Source organism: Bifidobacterium aerophilum, assembly GCF_010667685.1.
Taxonomy (GTDB): domain Bacteria; phylum Actinomycetota; class Actinomycetes; order Actinomycetales; family Bifidobacteriaceae; genus Bifidobacterium; species Bifidobacterium aerophilum.
Window position 1 is genome coordinate 60,020 of sequence record NZ_WHZW01000002.1, and the last position, 13,644, is coordinate 73,663.

General features: G+C 63.3%; 12 protein-coding genes. 10 read left to right on the forward strand and 2 right to left on the reverse strand.

Features of this window, described 5'->3' with window-relative positions:
- The first annotated feature begins 83 nt into the window (after positions 1-83).
- The 8 genes from GFD25_RS01185 (at position 84) to GFD25_RS01220 (ending at position 9,625) form a co-directional block, all read left to right on the forward strand.
- Complete coding sequence (locus GFD25_RS01185; RefSeq protein WP_163229138.1) at positions 84-1,076, forward strand: LacI family DNA-binding transcriptional regulator; 993 nt, start codon at positions 84-86, stop codon at positions 1,074-1,076.
- A gap of 344 nt (positions 1,077-1,420) precedes the next feature.
- Positions 1,421-2,770, forward strand: coding sequence for an ABC transporter substrate-binding protein (locus tag GFD25_RS01190; RefSeq protein ID WP_163229140.1), 1,350 nt, complete (start codon positions 1,421-1,423; stop codon positions 2,768-2,770).
- 153 nt (positions 2,771-2,923) lie between these two features.
- On the forward strand, positions 2,924-3,862 hold the full coding sequence (locus GFD25_RS01195; RefSeq protein ID WP_163229142.1) for a carbohydrate ABC transporter permease: 939 nt from the start codon (positions 2,924-2,926) through the stop codon (positions 3,860-3,862).
- Position 3,863: 1 nt separating this feature from the next.
- Positions 3,864-4,766, forward strand: coding sequence for a carbohydrate ABC transporter permease (locus tag GFD25_RS01200; RefSeq protein ID WP_163229144.1), 903 nt, complete (start codon positions 3,864-3,866; stop codon positions 4,764-4,766).
- A gap of 177 nt (positions 4,767-4,943) precedes the next feature.
- Positions 4,944-5,912: a hypothetical protein gene (locus tag GFD25_RS01205; protein WP_163229146.1), complete on the forward strand. Its 969-nt coding sequence runs from the start codon at positions 4,944-4,946 to the stop codon at positions 5,910-5,912.
- 488 nt (positions 5,913-6,400) lie between these two features.
- The gene (locus GFD25_RS01210) at positions 6,401-7,348 is read left to right on the forward strand and encodes an LLM class oxidoreductase (protein ID WP_163229148.1); all 948 of its coding nucleotides are present in this window, start codon (positions 6,401-6,403) and stop codon (positions 7,346-7,348) included.
- A 505-nt stretch (positions 7,349-7,853) separates the two neighbouring features.
- Complete coding sequence (locus tag GFD25_RS01215) at positions 7,854-9,410, forward strand: Y-family DNA polymerase (RefSeq protein WP_163229150.1); 1,557 nt, start codon at positions 7,854-7,856, stop codon at positions 9,408-9,410.
- A complete protein-coding gene (locus GFD25_RS01220; protein WP_163229152.1) occupies positions 9,407-9,625 on the forward strand; it encodes a hypothetical protein in 219 nt (72 codons plus the stop codon). Before GFD25_RS01215 ends, GFD25_RS01220 begins: the two co-directional genes overlap by 4 nt.
- Before the next feature lie 65 nt (positions 9,626-9,690).
- Here GFD25_RS01220 and GFD25_RS01225 read toward each other — a convergent pair whose 3' ends face one another.
- Positions 9,691-10,698, reverse strand: coding sequence for an aldo/keto reductase (locus tag GFD25_RS01225; protein WP_163229154.1), 1,008 nt, complete (start codon positions 10,696-10,698; stop codon positions 9,691-9,693).
- A 254-nt stretch (positions 10,699-10,952) separates the two neighbouring features.
- Between GFD25_RS01225 and GFD25_RS01230 the strand changes: the two genes are divergently transcribed.
- Positions 10,953-11,396, forward strand: coding sequence for a MerR family transcriptional regulator (locus tag GFD25_RS01230; protein ID WP_163229156.1), 444 nt, complete (start codon positions 10,953-10,955; stop codon positions 11,394-11,396).
- A 101-nt stretch (positions 11,397-11,497) separates the two neighbouring features.
- Positions 11,498-12,589: an AEC family transporter gene (locus tag GFD25_RS01235; RefSeq protein ID WP_163229158.1), complete on the forward strand. Its 1,092-nt coding sequence runs from the start codon at positions 11,498-11,500 to the stop codon at positions 12,587-12,589.
- A gap of 228 nt (positions 12,590-12,817) precedes the next feature.
- Here the strand turns inward: GFD25_RS01235 and GFD25_RS01240 are convergent, their stop codons facing one another.
- The gene (locus GFD25_RS01240) at positions 12,818-13,588 is read right to left on the reverse strand and encodes a hypothetical protein (protein WP_163229160.1); all 771 of its coding nucleotides are present in this window, start codon (positions 13,586-13,588) and stop codon (positions 12,818-12,820) included.
- Positions 13,589-13,644: the final 56 nt, after the last annotated feature.

Here is a 13,644-nt window from a genome sequence, read left to right on the forward strand (position 1 = left end):
ATGTTCGTTTATGATCGTTGTTGCATTTTTTTGCATTAGACTTGAGAACACATATGATCGCAATGAAGCAAGGAGGATTCGTCATGGCACAAGGGCGTGTGACGATCAGCGACGTTGCGCTCGCGGCGGGCGTGTCCGTATCCACCGTGTCGCGAGCATTGTCCCGGCCCGGCAGGGTGAACGCCGAAACGGCCAAGCGCATCCGTCTGATCGCCGACGAGCTGGGCTACCGCAACGAGACGGTCGAACCGTTCTCGCGCGACCAGCCGAGCGGCCTGATCGCCGCGTTCGTGGCCGACCTGAGAAACCCCTTGTTCTCCGACATCGCGCACAGCATCCAACACGAATGCCTGCGCAACGGCTACGGGCTCATGATCGTGGACACCGAGGAGGGCAACGTCCTGGAACGCAAGCTCGCCAGCCTGACCCTGCCGCACGCCGACGGGTTCGCGTTCCTGTCCTCGCGAGTCTCCGACGCGACGATCCGCAAGGTGGCGCAGGCCAAGCCGGTGCTCATGGTCAACCGTACCGTCCGCGGCCTGCAATCCGTGATCGCCGACGGCACCAAGGGCATAGGCGAGGCGGTCGACCTGCTGGAGGGGCTGGGCCACCGCGAGATCACGTATCTGGCCGGCCCCGAGGCTTCGTGGAGCGAAAGCACGCGCTGGCAGGCGCTGTACGCCAAATGCTCGTCCTCGCGCATCAGGCTGCGGCGCATCGACGGTTCGGCGCCGACCGGCAAGGGCGGCGCGAACGCGGTCGACGCGTTCCTCGGCAATCCGACCACCGCCGTGTTCGCCTACAACGATCTCATGGCGATCGGTTTCATCAACGAACTGCGCGAACGGGGCGTGGACGTGCCCGGATCGGTGTCGGTGATCGGATTCGACGGCATCGAACTCGGCTCGCTGATCTCCCCGGCGCTCACCTCGGTGGCCACGCCGTGGCGCGAGATGGGCCGGCAGTCGGCCAAGCTGCTCATCGATCAGGTGCGGCACCGCAGCGTCGGCATCTCCCGTCCGGTCGTGCTGCCGACGCGTCTGCTGGTGCGTGAGACATGCGCTCCGGCGAAATGACGCGGCGGCCTTGCGGGCGCCGTGCGGACGGTTACGCGGACGGTCAAGTGACCGGTCACACGGCGGAAACGATCATCGCGACGGCTGGGATCGTAGCCGTTTTTGTATCGCTATAAGTAAAGATCCGCGGCGATGTGAACGATCACTACGTACCTGCGACCGTGTGATTGCGGTGATCGCATGGATGGAAAATTTTGGCAAAGGAATATCAGGAACGATCATTCGGTGAATAATCAAAACCAAGCGCACGGTGCAGCAGTGATCACTACGAGGTGATCACAACGAACGCTCGCCAACGCAGGTTTCGGCAAGGATGTCGAAATGGAAGGAAAGGAACACATACCATGAAGAAAGTCTCTTCGCTCTTCAAGGCAGCCGCCTTCGCGGGCGCCGCGGTAATGATGCTCGCGGGCTGCGGATCCAGCAACAACGCCGGCGGCAAGACCGAGACGCTCGACGAGAACGCCAAGACCGAGATCACCTTCGCCGGCTGGTCGCTCGACACCACCCCGGAGTTCAAGACCCTGGCCGACGGCTTCATGAAGGATCACCCGAACATCACCGTCAACATCAAGCAGTACTCCGCCGACGACTACGACACGCAGCTGACCTCCGACATCTCCGGCAAGAGCCAGCCCGACGTCTTCCCGATCAAGAACCTGCAGAAGTACTACGCGTACGCGGCCGAATCCGGCGGCCTCGCCGACCTGTCCGACATCGCGTCCGAGTACGAGGGTGACAAGAACATCGACGTCTCCCAGTACAAGCTCGAGGACGGCAAGTACTACGCGATGCCGTACCGCCAGGATTCCTGGGTGCTCTTCTACAACAAGGACATGTTCGAGAAGGCCGGCGTGGACGCCCCCGACGGCACCTGGACGTGGGACGACTACACCAAGGCCGCCGAGGAGCTCAAGGAGAAGCTGCCGGCCGCCGGCTACGACGCCAGCTCCGTCTACCCGATGTACCAGCACGGCTGGCAGTCCGTGGTCCAGGGTTTCGCGCTCGCGCAGACCGACGGCGCCTACGACGACTACTTCAAGGGCGACTACAGCTACCTCAAGCCCTACTACGAGCGCGCTCTCAAGTGGCAGAAGGAAGGCCTGACCATCGACTGGAACACCGTCAACTCCACCAAGGTCCAGTACCAGGCCCAGTTCGGCACCCAGAAGGCCGCCATGCTGCCGATGGGCACCTGGTACGCCGCCACGCTGGTGAGCCAGCAGAAGTCCGGCGACGCCGACACCTTCAACTGGGGCATGGCTCCGATCCCGCAGAACCCGGACGAGAAGACCGACGAAACCGTCACCTTCGCCGATCCGACCGGCCTGGCCGTCTCCTCCAACATCTCCGGCCAGAAGCTCGCCGCCGCCAAGGAATTCGTCAAGTGGTGCTCCGGTGAGAAGGGCTCCGAGGCCCTCGCCAAGATCGCCACGACCCCGGCCTACTTCTCCGACTCCGTCGCCGACACCTACTTCGGCACCGACGGCATGGCCAACGACGACCTGTCCAAGAAGGCCTGGACCGAGCACAAGACCAACCCGGAGAACCCGGTCGGCGCCGGCACCAACACCATCCAGGACGTGCTCAACACCGTGGTCCACTCGGGCATCATGTCCGGCACCAGCTCCGTGGACGACGCGATCGCCAAGGGCACCCAGGACATCAAGGACCAGGGAGTCCTCCAGCAGTGAGCCTTCGCTGAAGGTTCCCGCCCGAATCCCCATCCGCCGCTCGGCATGAAACGGGGACGGGCCGTGCCCCTTCGGGAAAACGGTCCCCGTCCCCGTTTCCTATGCCCGCACCAATCACCACATACCTTATATATATAAAGGAGAGTTGCAGCTATGACACAGGCTACTTCGGCTGCATCGTCGGTCCGCGTCGCACCGCCGGACCACAGCAAGGCCAACAAGGCCATCGGCCGCCGCAATCTGCGCAACGGTCTCATCTTCATCGCCCCGAACTTCATCGGCTTCTTCGTCCTCATCCTCATTCCGGTCGTCCAGCTGTTCTACATCGGCTTCTCCAAGTGGAGCGCCTTCGGCGATCCGAAGTTCAACGGACTGACCAACTGGGTGCGACTGACCCACGACTCGAACTTCAAGGCTGCATTCGTCAACACCATCGTCTACTCGGTCGTCCACATCTCGCTCACCCTCGCCATCGCCTTCGCGCTGGCCGTGCTGCTCAACACCAAGCTCAAGGGCCGCGCGTTCTTCCGCACCGTCGCCTTCTTCCCGTACATCACCTCGATCGTCGCCGCCGCGCAGGTGTGGAACATGCTGTTCGACGTCAAGTCCGGCGTGATCAACCAGATCATCAAGTTCTTCACCGGCGGCTGGGCCCCCGGCTGGATGGGCTCCACCAAGTGGGCCATGGTCGCGGTCATCATCGTCGCCACCTGGCGTGAGGTCGGCTACTACATGATCCTCATCCTCGCCGGCCTGCAGACCATTCCGGGCGAACTGTACGAGGCCGCGTCCATCGACGGCGCGAACAAGTGGCAGCAGTTCTGGAAGATCACCGTGCCGTGCATGCGTCCGACCCTGTTCTTCGTGCTCGTCACCCTGACCATCGGCTCGTTCAAGATCCTCGACCTGACGCTCGTCATGACCAACGGCGGCCCGGGCACCTCCACCCTCGTGCTCGCCCAGTACATCTACATGGTCGCGTTCAACCGTCAGGACTTCGGCTACTCCGGCACCGTCTCGCTCGTGCTGTTCGCGCTGTGCATGGTCGTGACCCTGGTCCAGTTCTGGTACAACAACAAGAAGGAGAAGTAAGATGACTGCCGCAAGCATCACCCCCGCCGCAGGAGTCAAGTCTTCCTCCGCGGACATCCCGTTCAACAAGAAGCCGGTCAGCCCGGCCAAGATCGTCGGCACCGTCATCGGCTACGCGGCCATGCTCGCCGTCTCCGCGTTCACGCTGCTGCCGTTCGTCTGGATGCTCCTCGCCTCGGTCAAGCCGAACAACGAAGTGTTCATGGTGCCGTTCAAGTGGCTGCCGAGCGTGTGGCACTTCGAGAACTATATCAACATCTGGACCAAGTCCGACATGCTGCTGTGGGTCGGCAACACCGTGTTCTTCGCGATCTGCGTGACCTTCCTGCAGGTGTTCACCGGCTCGTTCGCCGCCTACGGCTTCTCCCGCATCAAGTTCGCCGGCCGCAACACGCTGTTCCTTATCTACATCGCCACCATGGCCGTGCCGTGGCAGTCCTACATGATCCCGCAGTTCAAGATGCTCTCCAGCTGGGGTCTGGTCGACACCCGCTGGTCGATCATCCTGCTGCAGGCGTTCGGCGCGTTCGGCGTGTTCATGATGAAGCAGTTCTACGACACGATCCCCGAAGAGCTCGCCGAAGCCGCCCGACTCGACGGCCTGAGCGAATTCGGCATCTATGCGCGCATCGTCCTGCCGCTGTCCGGACCGTCCATCGCCGCGCTCGGCATCATCACGTTCACCAACACGTGGAACGACTACATGGGCCCGCTCATCTACCTGCGCGCCACGAACCTGCAGACCATCCAGCTTGGTCTCAAGACGTTCATCAGCCAGTTCAACGCGGACTACGCGATGATCATGACCGGCTCCGTGCTCTCCATCCTGCCGATCCTGGTCGTGTTCCTCCTCGGCCAGAAGCAGTTCATCGAGGGCATCGCCACCTCCGGCATGAAGGGCTGATCCTCCTTCCGATCGGCCCCTCGGCCCCGGTCGGCCGGGTCCTCCTTTCCCGGCCGGCCGAAACCCACACGGTCTGCATGGTGTGCCTGTAACCATGCAGACCTTTTCTTGTCTTTCCAGTCTTTCCCGTCTTTCTCTTGTTTTCCCGTCCTCGGACGTTCGCAGTAAGGTGGCACCATGAGCAACGAAGACCGCAGCAACAACAACGCCTCGCCCGACGCGACCAACAAATGGTTCCAGGCCGACGCGTTCATGCACATCGTCAATTCGATCACCGTGATGATCCTTGCGGGACTGTGCTGTCTGGTCACCGCGCTGCCGCTTGTGATCGTCATGTTCGCGGTCAACGACCTCGCCTACTGGCCGCTGTACTTCGCGGCCGCCGCGCTGTCGTCGCCGTCCGTCGCCGCGCTGTACGCCATGTTCCGCGACCATCCGGCGCTGCTGGCCCGCGGCTCGCGCGTGCGGGTCAAGCGCATGCTGGAGGCGGCGAGGGGCGGTGCGGATGATGCCGCCGGCGCCGTGTCCGGTATTTCCGGTGCGACCGGTGCGTTTCCTCCCGACTGGATCGCCGGCCTCTACGTGCGCCAGGACGTCTCCGTCGCCATGTTCCGCCCGTACTTCCGTGCGTACGCCCGCCTGTTTCCCCGCGCGCTCGCGGTCGGCGCCACGTTCGCACTCATCGGGTTCGCGTTCGTCTACAACATCCTGCTGTTCTCCCAGTTCCCGTGGGGCATCTGCGTGTCGGCCCCGCTGGCCGTATGTCTGGCGCTGATGTTCGCCGCGTTCTCGATCGCAATGGTGCTCGTCGTCGAATACCCCAAGGCGCGGTACCGGTCGGTGCTGAAGAACTCGGCGATCCTGTGCATCCGCCGGCCGTACATCCTGCTCATCACCGTGGTGGCGATCGTCGCCTACGGATACGGGCTGTTCCACTGGGCGCTGCTCATGATGGTGTTCGGCACCGGCGTGCTGTGGTACCTGATCTGGGGCGCGTCCCGGTGGCAGGCGCAGCGTCTGTTCGCGCAGATGGCCGCCGAATCCGGCGATCCGCGCATCATCGAGATGTATGAGGTCGTACCGGCTGCGGCGGGCTCGACCGGCGTCGGCTCCTTCCTGTCCGGCACCACCGATTGGCGCCAGTGATCGCACTGCTCTGGCGTTCGCCCAGGCGAAAGCGTGCCAGCCGGCGAGTTGTTTCCGGCATTCGCCTTATCGCGCGGTTGGGTTGATAGGGGTTGTCCCCGGTCCTGCCTTGTTGGGGTGCTCTCTGGCGGGGTCATTTGCCGATGCCTCCGGAATCTGCCGCGCGACCACTGCCCGTTGCGGGGTCATTCCCGGAAACACCCCGGTATCGCCGCGCCGAGATGCCCGCTCGCGGGGCCGAATCCGGATGCCGCGGGTGATCCGCCCCTTTAAGGCATCTGCTGGCAGGGCTGTTCCCGGGTGGTATCGGTGGATTGCCACGCTAAGGGCTTTGCCTGCGGGGCGATTCGCCGATGTGCTTTGGAAAATGCTTCGCTGACTAGGCGTGCCTGTAGGAAGTTATCCACAACACGCCCGAAAATCGAGTCTGCGTCCACATGCCCCTGTACGGCTTTACGTCCTGTCTGTTGCTCATATAGGGTCATGGCATGAGACGCCATGCACAAGTCGAGAGGATGCTTGCGGACGCCGAGCGGACGCGCCGTTGCGCCTTCGGCGGCAACAAAGCACTTCGATCCGCTTTCGAGCGCCGCGCCGCCGCCGGCGTCCTCGCCCGCGTATTCCCCAACATGTATGTCGATCCTCAGTACTGGGCTGCGCTCGACCCTCCTGACCGGACGCTTCATATCGTGCGCACGCTGCATGAGCGGCACCCGCAATGGGTGTTCGCCGGTCTGGTCGCCGCGACGGTTCATGGATTCGAGCATCAGTGGTCGTTGCACGACGGTGGCGTATCCATCGTTTCCTCCGACGAGAATACCGCGTCCTCCTTGGCGCGGGTCCGGCGACTGTACGCTCCTGGCTGCCCTGCCGAAATCGTTGACGGTCTGCCGGTCACCGGTAAGCCCCGTACGGTGGTGGATTGCTGTATGCTTTTCGATTTTCGTTTCGCGTTGCCGATTATGGACTCGGCCCTGAGGCAAGGCGTCACGAAGCGGGACATAATCGCCACGTGCGGCCGGTTGCGTGCCGATTGCACGGATGCGTTGCGGGCATTGCATTATGCCGATGTGAACAGCGAAAACGGAGGGGAGTCGCTGATGCGCGGCACCATCATCGAAGCCGGGTTGATGGTGCCGCAGACTCAGGTCGTGTTTGCGGACCCGGTATCCGGGAAGCGGTATCGTGCCGACTTTGCGTGGAGATTGGACGACGGCGAGATCGTCGTCGCCGAATTCGACGGTGCGCGCAAATATGTGGATCCGGCGATGACGGATGGCCGGAGCATCCACGGCGTGGTCCAGGAAGAGCGGGAGCGCGAGGCTGCGTTGATGCGTGCCGGAGTGACGCGGATCGTACGATGCACGTTCGATGATGTGATCCTCGTGGATGCGTTGATATGCAAGCTGCGTTCCGCTGGCGTGCCGATGAGATGACACGGTGTGTCGGGCCGGTCGGGCCGGTGGTCGATTCCCGTATTGTGGGTGACTCGTTGGCGGCACCTTCGCCGCCTCGAATGATCCGTAAAGGAAGAGGCGTTGGCGGGGTGGATGAGGATGCCGGCATCGCCGCTTCGGACATGCATGGCGGGGCTGATCCTGATGATTTCGGTGTTTCGCCTCGGAAGGGCTTGCCTTAACGGGGTGCATCGCCGGAATTGCCGAGAAACCGCCTTGCGAAGGTGGCCTTAGCGGGGCGAATCTCCGGAGGTGCCGGTTCTTGGCCCTGAAATGGGCTATTCTGGCGGGGCAATGCCCCGATGACGCCGGTGTTCTGCCTTGGAGCGACTTGCTGGACCGGGGCTCATTCCCGAAGTTGTCGGGAATGAGCCCTGCCGCATTACAGCGGGTGGGGTTGCGGAAGCTGTGCGGGAACGATCCCGCTTTGATCCCGACTGGGTATCACATGCCCAATGTCGAACATATGTTCGATAATGGTGGTATGGATGAACGAACGGACCGCACATATCTTGCCATCGACCTGAAGTCGTTCTACGCTTCGGCCGAATGCGCGTCGCGCGGCCTCGACCCGTTGACGACGAACCTGGTCGTGGCCGACGTGTCCCGCACCGAGAAGACGATCTGCCTCGCCGTCTCCCCGGCGCTCAAGGCATACGGCATCGGCGGGCGCGCACGCCTGTTCGAGGTCGTGGAGACGATGAAGCGCGTCAACGAGGAACGCCGCATGCGCGCGCCCGGCCGTCGGCTGACCGGCGAGGCGTTCGATTCCGGGGAACTGGCCGCGAATCCGAGCCTCAAGGCCGGCTATTACGCGGCGAAACCGCGCATGGCGTACTATCTCAAGGTCAGCGGCGACATCTATGGGATCTACCTGCGCTACGCCTCGCCCGACGACATCCACGTCTATTCGATCGACGAGGTGTTCATCGACGTGACGCATTACCTCGGCATGTACGGTGTGAACGCGCATGATCTCGCCCGCCGCATCGTACGCGACATTGTCGCCGAAACCGGCATCACCGCGACGGCCGGCATCGGGCCGAACATGTACCTTGCCAAGGTCGCGATGGACATCGTCGCCAAGCACATGCCCGCCGACCGCGACGGTGTGCGCGTGGCCGAACTCGACGAGGCCGGTTACCGCCGCATGCTGTGGGGGCATCGGCCGCTGACCGATTTCTGGCGGGTGGGCCGCGGTTACGCCCGTCGGCTCGAAGAGGTCGGACTGCATACGATGGGCGACATCGCGCGATGTTCGCTGGGCAGGGCGAGCGATTACTACAACGAGGACCTGCTGTACCGCATGTTCGGCGTGAACGCCGAAACGCTCATCGACCATGCGTGGGGCTGGGAGCCGTGCACGATCGCGGACATCAAGGCGTATCGGCCGGCCGAGAATTCACTGAGCTCCGGTCAGGTGCTGCACCGGCCGTACGCGTTCGCGTCCGCGCGGCTCGTCACGCGGGAGATGGCGGATACGATCTCGCTAGAACTCGTGGACAAAGGCATGGCGACCAATCAGATCGGACTGTACGTCGGCTATGAAGGCAGGGAGGGTTTCGAAGGGTCGATGCCCGTATCCACGAACCGGTACGGCAAGAAGGTGCCGCGCCCCGCCAACGGCATGCTGGACCTGGGGGAGTACACGTCGTCCACGACGGTGATCTCGGACGCGATGATGAGGCTGTATGACCGGATCGTCGACCGGACGCTGATGGTGCGGCGCATCAACGTGGTCGTCGGGCGATTGCGTCCGTATGCGGACGTCGTCGCCCGCGGCGATGCGGAGGATGCTGATGCGGCTGCGACGACGACGTCCGCAGGACAAGGAGAGCAGCTTGAACTGTTCGATGACCCCGAACAGGAGGAAATCCGGGAACGGCAGGCCGTCGACCGCAGTCGCGAACACGATGTGCAGCAGGCGCTGCTCGCGGTCAAACACCGATTCGGCAGGAACGCCGTGATCAAGGCCATGAACCTCGAACCCGACGCCACCGGGCGCGACCGCAACAACCAGATAGGAGGACATGCCGCATGACATTGCAGGAAACCCATCGGTACGACGACATCATCGACCTGCCGCACCATGTGTCGCGCACCCATCCGCCGATGTCGCGCCACAACCGTGCCGCACAGTTCATGCCGTTCGCCGCGCTCGCCGGGTACGACCAGGTCCTTGCCGATTCGCGGCGCGAGACGGAATCGCGCATCGCCGAGGAGGAATCCGCCGGCGACCGCGACTGGGGCGCGTGACTGAGATGCTTGATCGGGGCGCGTGACCGGGGCGACCGACTGAGACGGCCGCTCCAGTCGGTCGCTCAGCCCAGCGCGATCCTGTCGATGGCGGCGAGCTCCTCGTCGGAGAACTCGGTGTTCTTCAACGCGCCGATGTTATCGAGGATCTGCTGCGGCTTGGACGCACCGGCGAGCACGCTGGTCACCGTGTCGTCGCGCAGCAGCCACGCGAGGCTCATCTCGGCGAGCGTCTGACCGCGCTGATAGGCGATGTCATTGAGCGCCACGATCTTCGCATGCACGCTCTCGACGCGATCCTCGTGCAGGAAGCGCGGATCATGCGCCACGCGCGAATCGGCCGGAATGCCGTTGAGATAACGGTCGGTGAGCAGGCCCTGTTCGAGCGGGCAGAACGTGATCAGGCCCTTGCCAAGCTTCTTGGCCGTGTCCTTCAAGCCGTTGCGCTCGACGGTGCGGTCGAGGATGTTGTACTTGTTCTGGTTGATGATGAACGGCACATGCAGCTCATCGAGGATCGCGGAGGCCTTTGCCAGGCGCTCGCCGTCGTAGTTCGACAGGCCCACGTACAGCGCCTTGCCGCTCGCCACGATCTGCGCGAGCGCGCCCATCGTCTCCTCGAGCGGGGTGTCGTTATCCGGGCAGTGGTGGTAGAAGATGTCCACGTAGTCGAGGCCGAGCCGTTCGAGGCTCTGGTCGAGCGAGGAGATCAGGTACTTGCGCGAGCCGCCGAAGCCGTAAGGTCCGGACCACATTTCGTAGCCGGCCTTGGTGGAGACGATCAGTTCGTCGCGGTGCTTGGCGAAGTACTGGTGGATCAGACGGCCGGCGCTCTTCTCGGCCGCGCCCGGTTCGGGGCCGTAGTTGTTGGCGAGGTCGAAGTGCGTGATGCCGTGGTCGAACGCGGTGAAGACGAGCGACTTCATCTGCTCGTACGGCGTGATGTCGCCGAAGTTGTGCCAGAAACCGAGTGAGATCGCCGGCAGCTTCAATCCGCTGGTGCCGCAGCGGTTGTAGCGCATCGAATCGTACCGGGTGGCCGCCGGTGTGTAGTCGAAAGTGGGTTCGAACATATCATCCTCCCGTTGATGATGGTCGCGACGGTGATGTCGCGGTTGGTGTACGGTCGTCGGCTGCCGTTCGCATGGTTCGTGTCACGGTTGCGTATTGTCATACGAAACACGTGTCCGACAGCTGTTAGTACTATCATTACGCTTCAAGTGCACTTGAACGCAAGTTGCGGAGCGATGATATGCCGTCGGCGTGTCGCAACGTTGCGAGTAAAGTCATATCGGATGCATGAGGCAGACAGGAGAGGCGACGGAAGATGACCGATTGCGGCAAGGACGAAACGTACACGATCCGCCAGATGGCCGACCGGTTCCACATGGAGCCGTCGACGTTGCGCTATTACGAGGACCAGGGACTGTTGCCGAACGTCGGCCGCACCGCGACCGGCCAGCGCGTCTACCGCCGCGAGCACGTCGACCGGCTCGGCTCGATCTGCTGCTTCAAGGACGCCGGCATGACCATCGACGAGCTCAAACGCTTCTTCGTCTACGAGGCCGACGAGGCCGGACATATCGACGAGATGATGGACCTGCTCGAACATCGCCGGGAGGCCATCGAGGAACAGCGCCGCGCGCTCGATGCCGCCTACGACCATGTGCTGCGCAAACTCGACTTCTACGGCGACGTGCGCACCAGCATCCGCGAGCATGAGCCGCGTCCGGACTGGGGCATCTACGCGCGCCGCCGCTACGTGCAGTGAACGATGCGTGTCGCGCGGTGACGTCAAGGATGGTTCCGCTCGCTGCGTTCGGTCGGCATGACAAGGATCGCAGCGCTCGTCAGGGAGAAGTTTAAGAGGAAATGGGACAGTTCGGAATCGTGGTCGGCCAGCTGGTCGGCTTCTTTATCATGCTGATGGTCGGCTATGCCTGCGTGCGGCTGCGACTGTACGGGCAGACCGCGCTCAACGGCATGTGCTCGCTGCTGTTGAGCGTGCTCATCCCGCTGCTCGTGTTCTCGAACGCGGTCGACGGCACGACGCGCGCGCAGCTCATCGACAACCGCGGCGACATCGTGCTCACGATCATCATGTACGCGCTGCTGATCGCCGTGTTCTTTCTCGTCGCGCACGTATTGCGCTTGCGCGGCAACCGTTCGCACATCTTCCAATGCTCGATGATCTTCGGCAACGCCGGCTTCATCGGCATCCCGATCCTGCTGTCGCTGTTCGGCAAGGAAGCCGCGCTGTTCGTCGCGTTGATGTCATTCGTGGACCAGACGATCCTGTGGACGTACGGTGTATGGCTGTGCGAACCGGTCAGGGACGGTGGCGCGACGGAGACGACATCCGATGGGGGAGCGGCGGCCGGCGCGGCTGAAGGGGGATCTGCTGCCGAACGCGATACGAACGCAGGAGTCGGCGGCGCGAACGATGCCCGTGATGCCGCGTCGTCGGTGCGCCCGTCATTCGGCAGGCGCGTGCTCGCATTGCTGCGACGGTTCGTCAACCCCGCGTTCATCGGCAACATGACCGCGCTCGCGCTGATCCTCGTCGGCGTGCGGATCCCGCAGATCGTGCTCGCGCCGCTGCAGAAGATCGGCGCGATGGCGACCCCGATGTCGCTCATCTATCTCGGCGGCCTGTTCGCGCTCACGCGCTGGTGGACGGTGCTCAAACGGTATGAACTGTATGTGGGCATGCTGGTCAAGATGGTCGCGTTCCCGCTCGGCTTCTATGCTCTGCTGAACGCGATCGCCGGATTCCTGCCCATGCCGATCACCCACGACATGATCCTCATGATCACGCTCGTCTCCGCACTGCCGACCATGACCACGATCGCCATGTTCACCGGGCGCACCAACAACATGCCCGAATACGGCGTCGGCTTCGTGCTCGTGACCACCCTGTGCTCGCTGCTCACGCTGACCCTCGTCTCCGCGATCATTCTGTAGATACGGCACCGCGCCTTGCGCGATACGGTGTTGTTGGCGGTTGCGCTGCGAGTACCCCACCCGACGCTTCGCGCCACCCTCCCCTGAAAGGGGAGGAAAGGACGATTCTCTCCCCTTTCAGGGGAGGGTGGCCGGCGCAGGCCGGGCGGGTGGGGTGCTTGCGGCCGTTAGGTCGCCAACACGTATCGCGCAAAGCGCGATGCCGTTGTCATGGTTTGAGATGACCGGTCAGGATTCGATCGAATCGGAGTCGGTGCCGGAGTAGCTGCTCGAATTATTGGAGCTGCTGCCGGACTGGCCGTTGGAGCTGCCGGAATCGCTGCCGGAACCGGACTGGCCGGATTCGCCGGAGGAGCCGTTCGAATCGCTGCCGGGCATGCTCGGCGGTTCGCCCATCTGCCCGTTGGAGTTGCCGGACTGTCCGCCGTTCGACTGGCCGCCCATGCCGCCGCCGGGCATCTGCATCTGCTGGCTTGAACCGTTGCCGTCATTGCCGCCGCTGACCGCGTTCACGATCGCCGCGCCGGCCGCGCCGCCGATCAGGCCGCACACCAGTGATACGCCGGCCACGATCGCCCAGAACCTGGTCTTCGGATTGCCTTTCTTTGAGGCCGGCACCTGACCCTGCGCCGGCTGGCCGTACTGTTGGCCGTACTGTTGGCCGTACTGTTGGCCGTACTGTTGGCCGTTCGGCGTGAACGGGTTGCCGGAGTTCTGCTGGCCGGGCTGGTACTGGCCGGGCTGCGCGTACGGCTGACCGTAGGCATTGCCGTATGCCTGGCCCTGCGCGCCATGCTGTGCGGACGATCCGGTCTCGGCCTGCGTTCCGGCGGTATTTTCGGCGGTGCTTCCCGCGGTGGCGGTCTGCACTGCCGGCTGCTGGAACTTCGTCTCCTCCTGCTGCCACTTCCAGTCGGTGCGCTTGGCGGATTCGATCGGGGTGGTGGCCTCGGCGTCCGCGGTGGTGTCGGTGATCTTGGTGGTGTTGTCGTTGCTCATGATGGTTCCTTTGTTGGTGAAGCGTTGTGCTGATTGACTGATGTGAATTTGTATGG

Excerpts from the sequence above, each read along its gene's own strand:
- GFD25_RS01230 (WP_163229156.1), top strand. The coding sequence starts at position 10,953 with ATGACCGATTGCGGCAAGGACGAAACGTACACGATCCGCCAGATGGCC.
- GFD25_RS01210 (WP_163229148.1), top strand. The coding sequence starts at position 6,401 with ATGAGACGCCATGCACAAGTCGAGAGGATGCTTGCGGACGCCGAGCGG.
- GFD25_RS01195 (WP_163229142.1), top strand. The coding sequence starts at position 2,924 with ATGACACAGGCTACTTCGGCTGCATCGTCGGTCCGCGTCGCACCGCCG.
- GFD25_RS01220 (WP_163229152.1), top strand. The coding sequence starts at position 9,407 with ATGACATTGCAGGAAACCCATCGGTACGACGACATCATCGACCTGCCG.
- GFD25_RS01205 (WP_163229146.1), top strand. The coding sequence starts at position 4,944 with ATGAGCAACGAAGACCGCAGCAACAACAACGCCTCGCCCGACGCGACC.
- GFD25_RS01200 (WP_163229144.1), top strand. The coding sequence starts at position 3,864 with ATGACTGCCGCAAGCATCACCCCCGCCGCAGGAGTCAAGTCTTCCTCC.
- GFD25_RS01235 (WP_163229158.1), top strand. The coding sequence starts at position 11,498 with ATGGGACAGTTCGGAATCGTGGTCGGCCAGCTGGTCGGCTTCTTTATC.
- GFD25_RS01225 (WP_163229154.1), bottom strand. The coding sequence starts at position 10,698 with ATGTTCGAACCCACTTTCGACTACACACCGGCGGCCACCCGGTACGAT.
- GFD25_RS01215 (WP_163229150.1), top strand. The coding sequence starts at position 7,854 with ATGGATGAACGAACGGACCGCACATATCTTGCCATCGACCTGAAGTCG.
- GFD25_RS01240 (WP_163229160.1), bottom strand. The coding sequence starts at position 13,588 with ATGAGCAACGACAACACCACCAAGATCACCGACACCACCGCGGACGCC.
- GFD25_RS01190 (WP_163229140.1), top strand. The coding sequence starts at position 1,421 with ATGAAGAAAGTCTCTTCGCTCTTCAAGGCAGCCGCCTTCGCGGGCGCC.
- GFD25_RS01185 (WP_163229138.1), top strand. The coding sequence starts at position 84 with ATGGCACAAGGGCGTGTGACGATCAGCGACGTTGCGCTCGCGGCGGGC.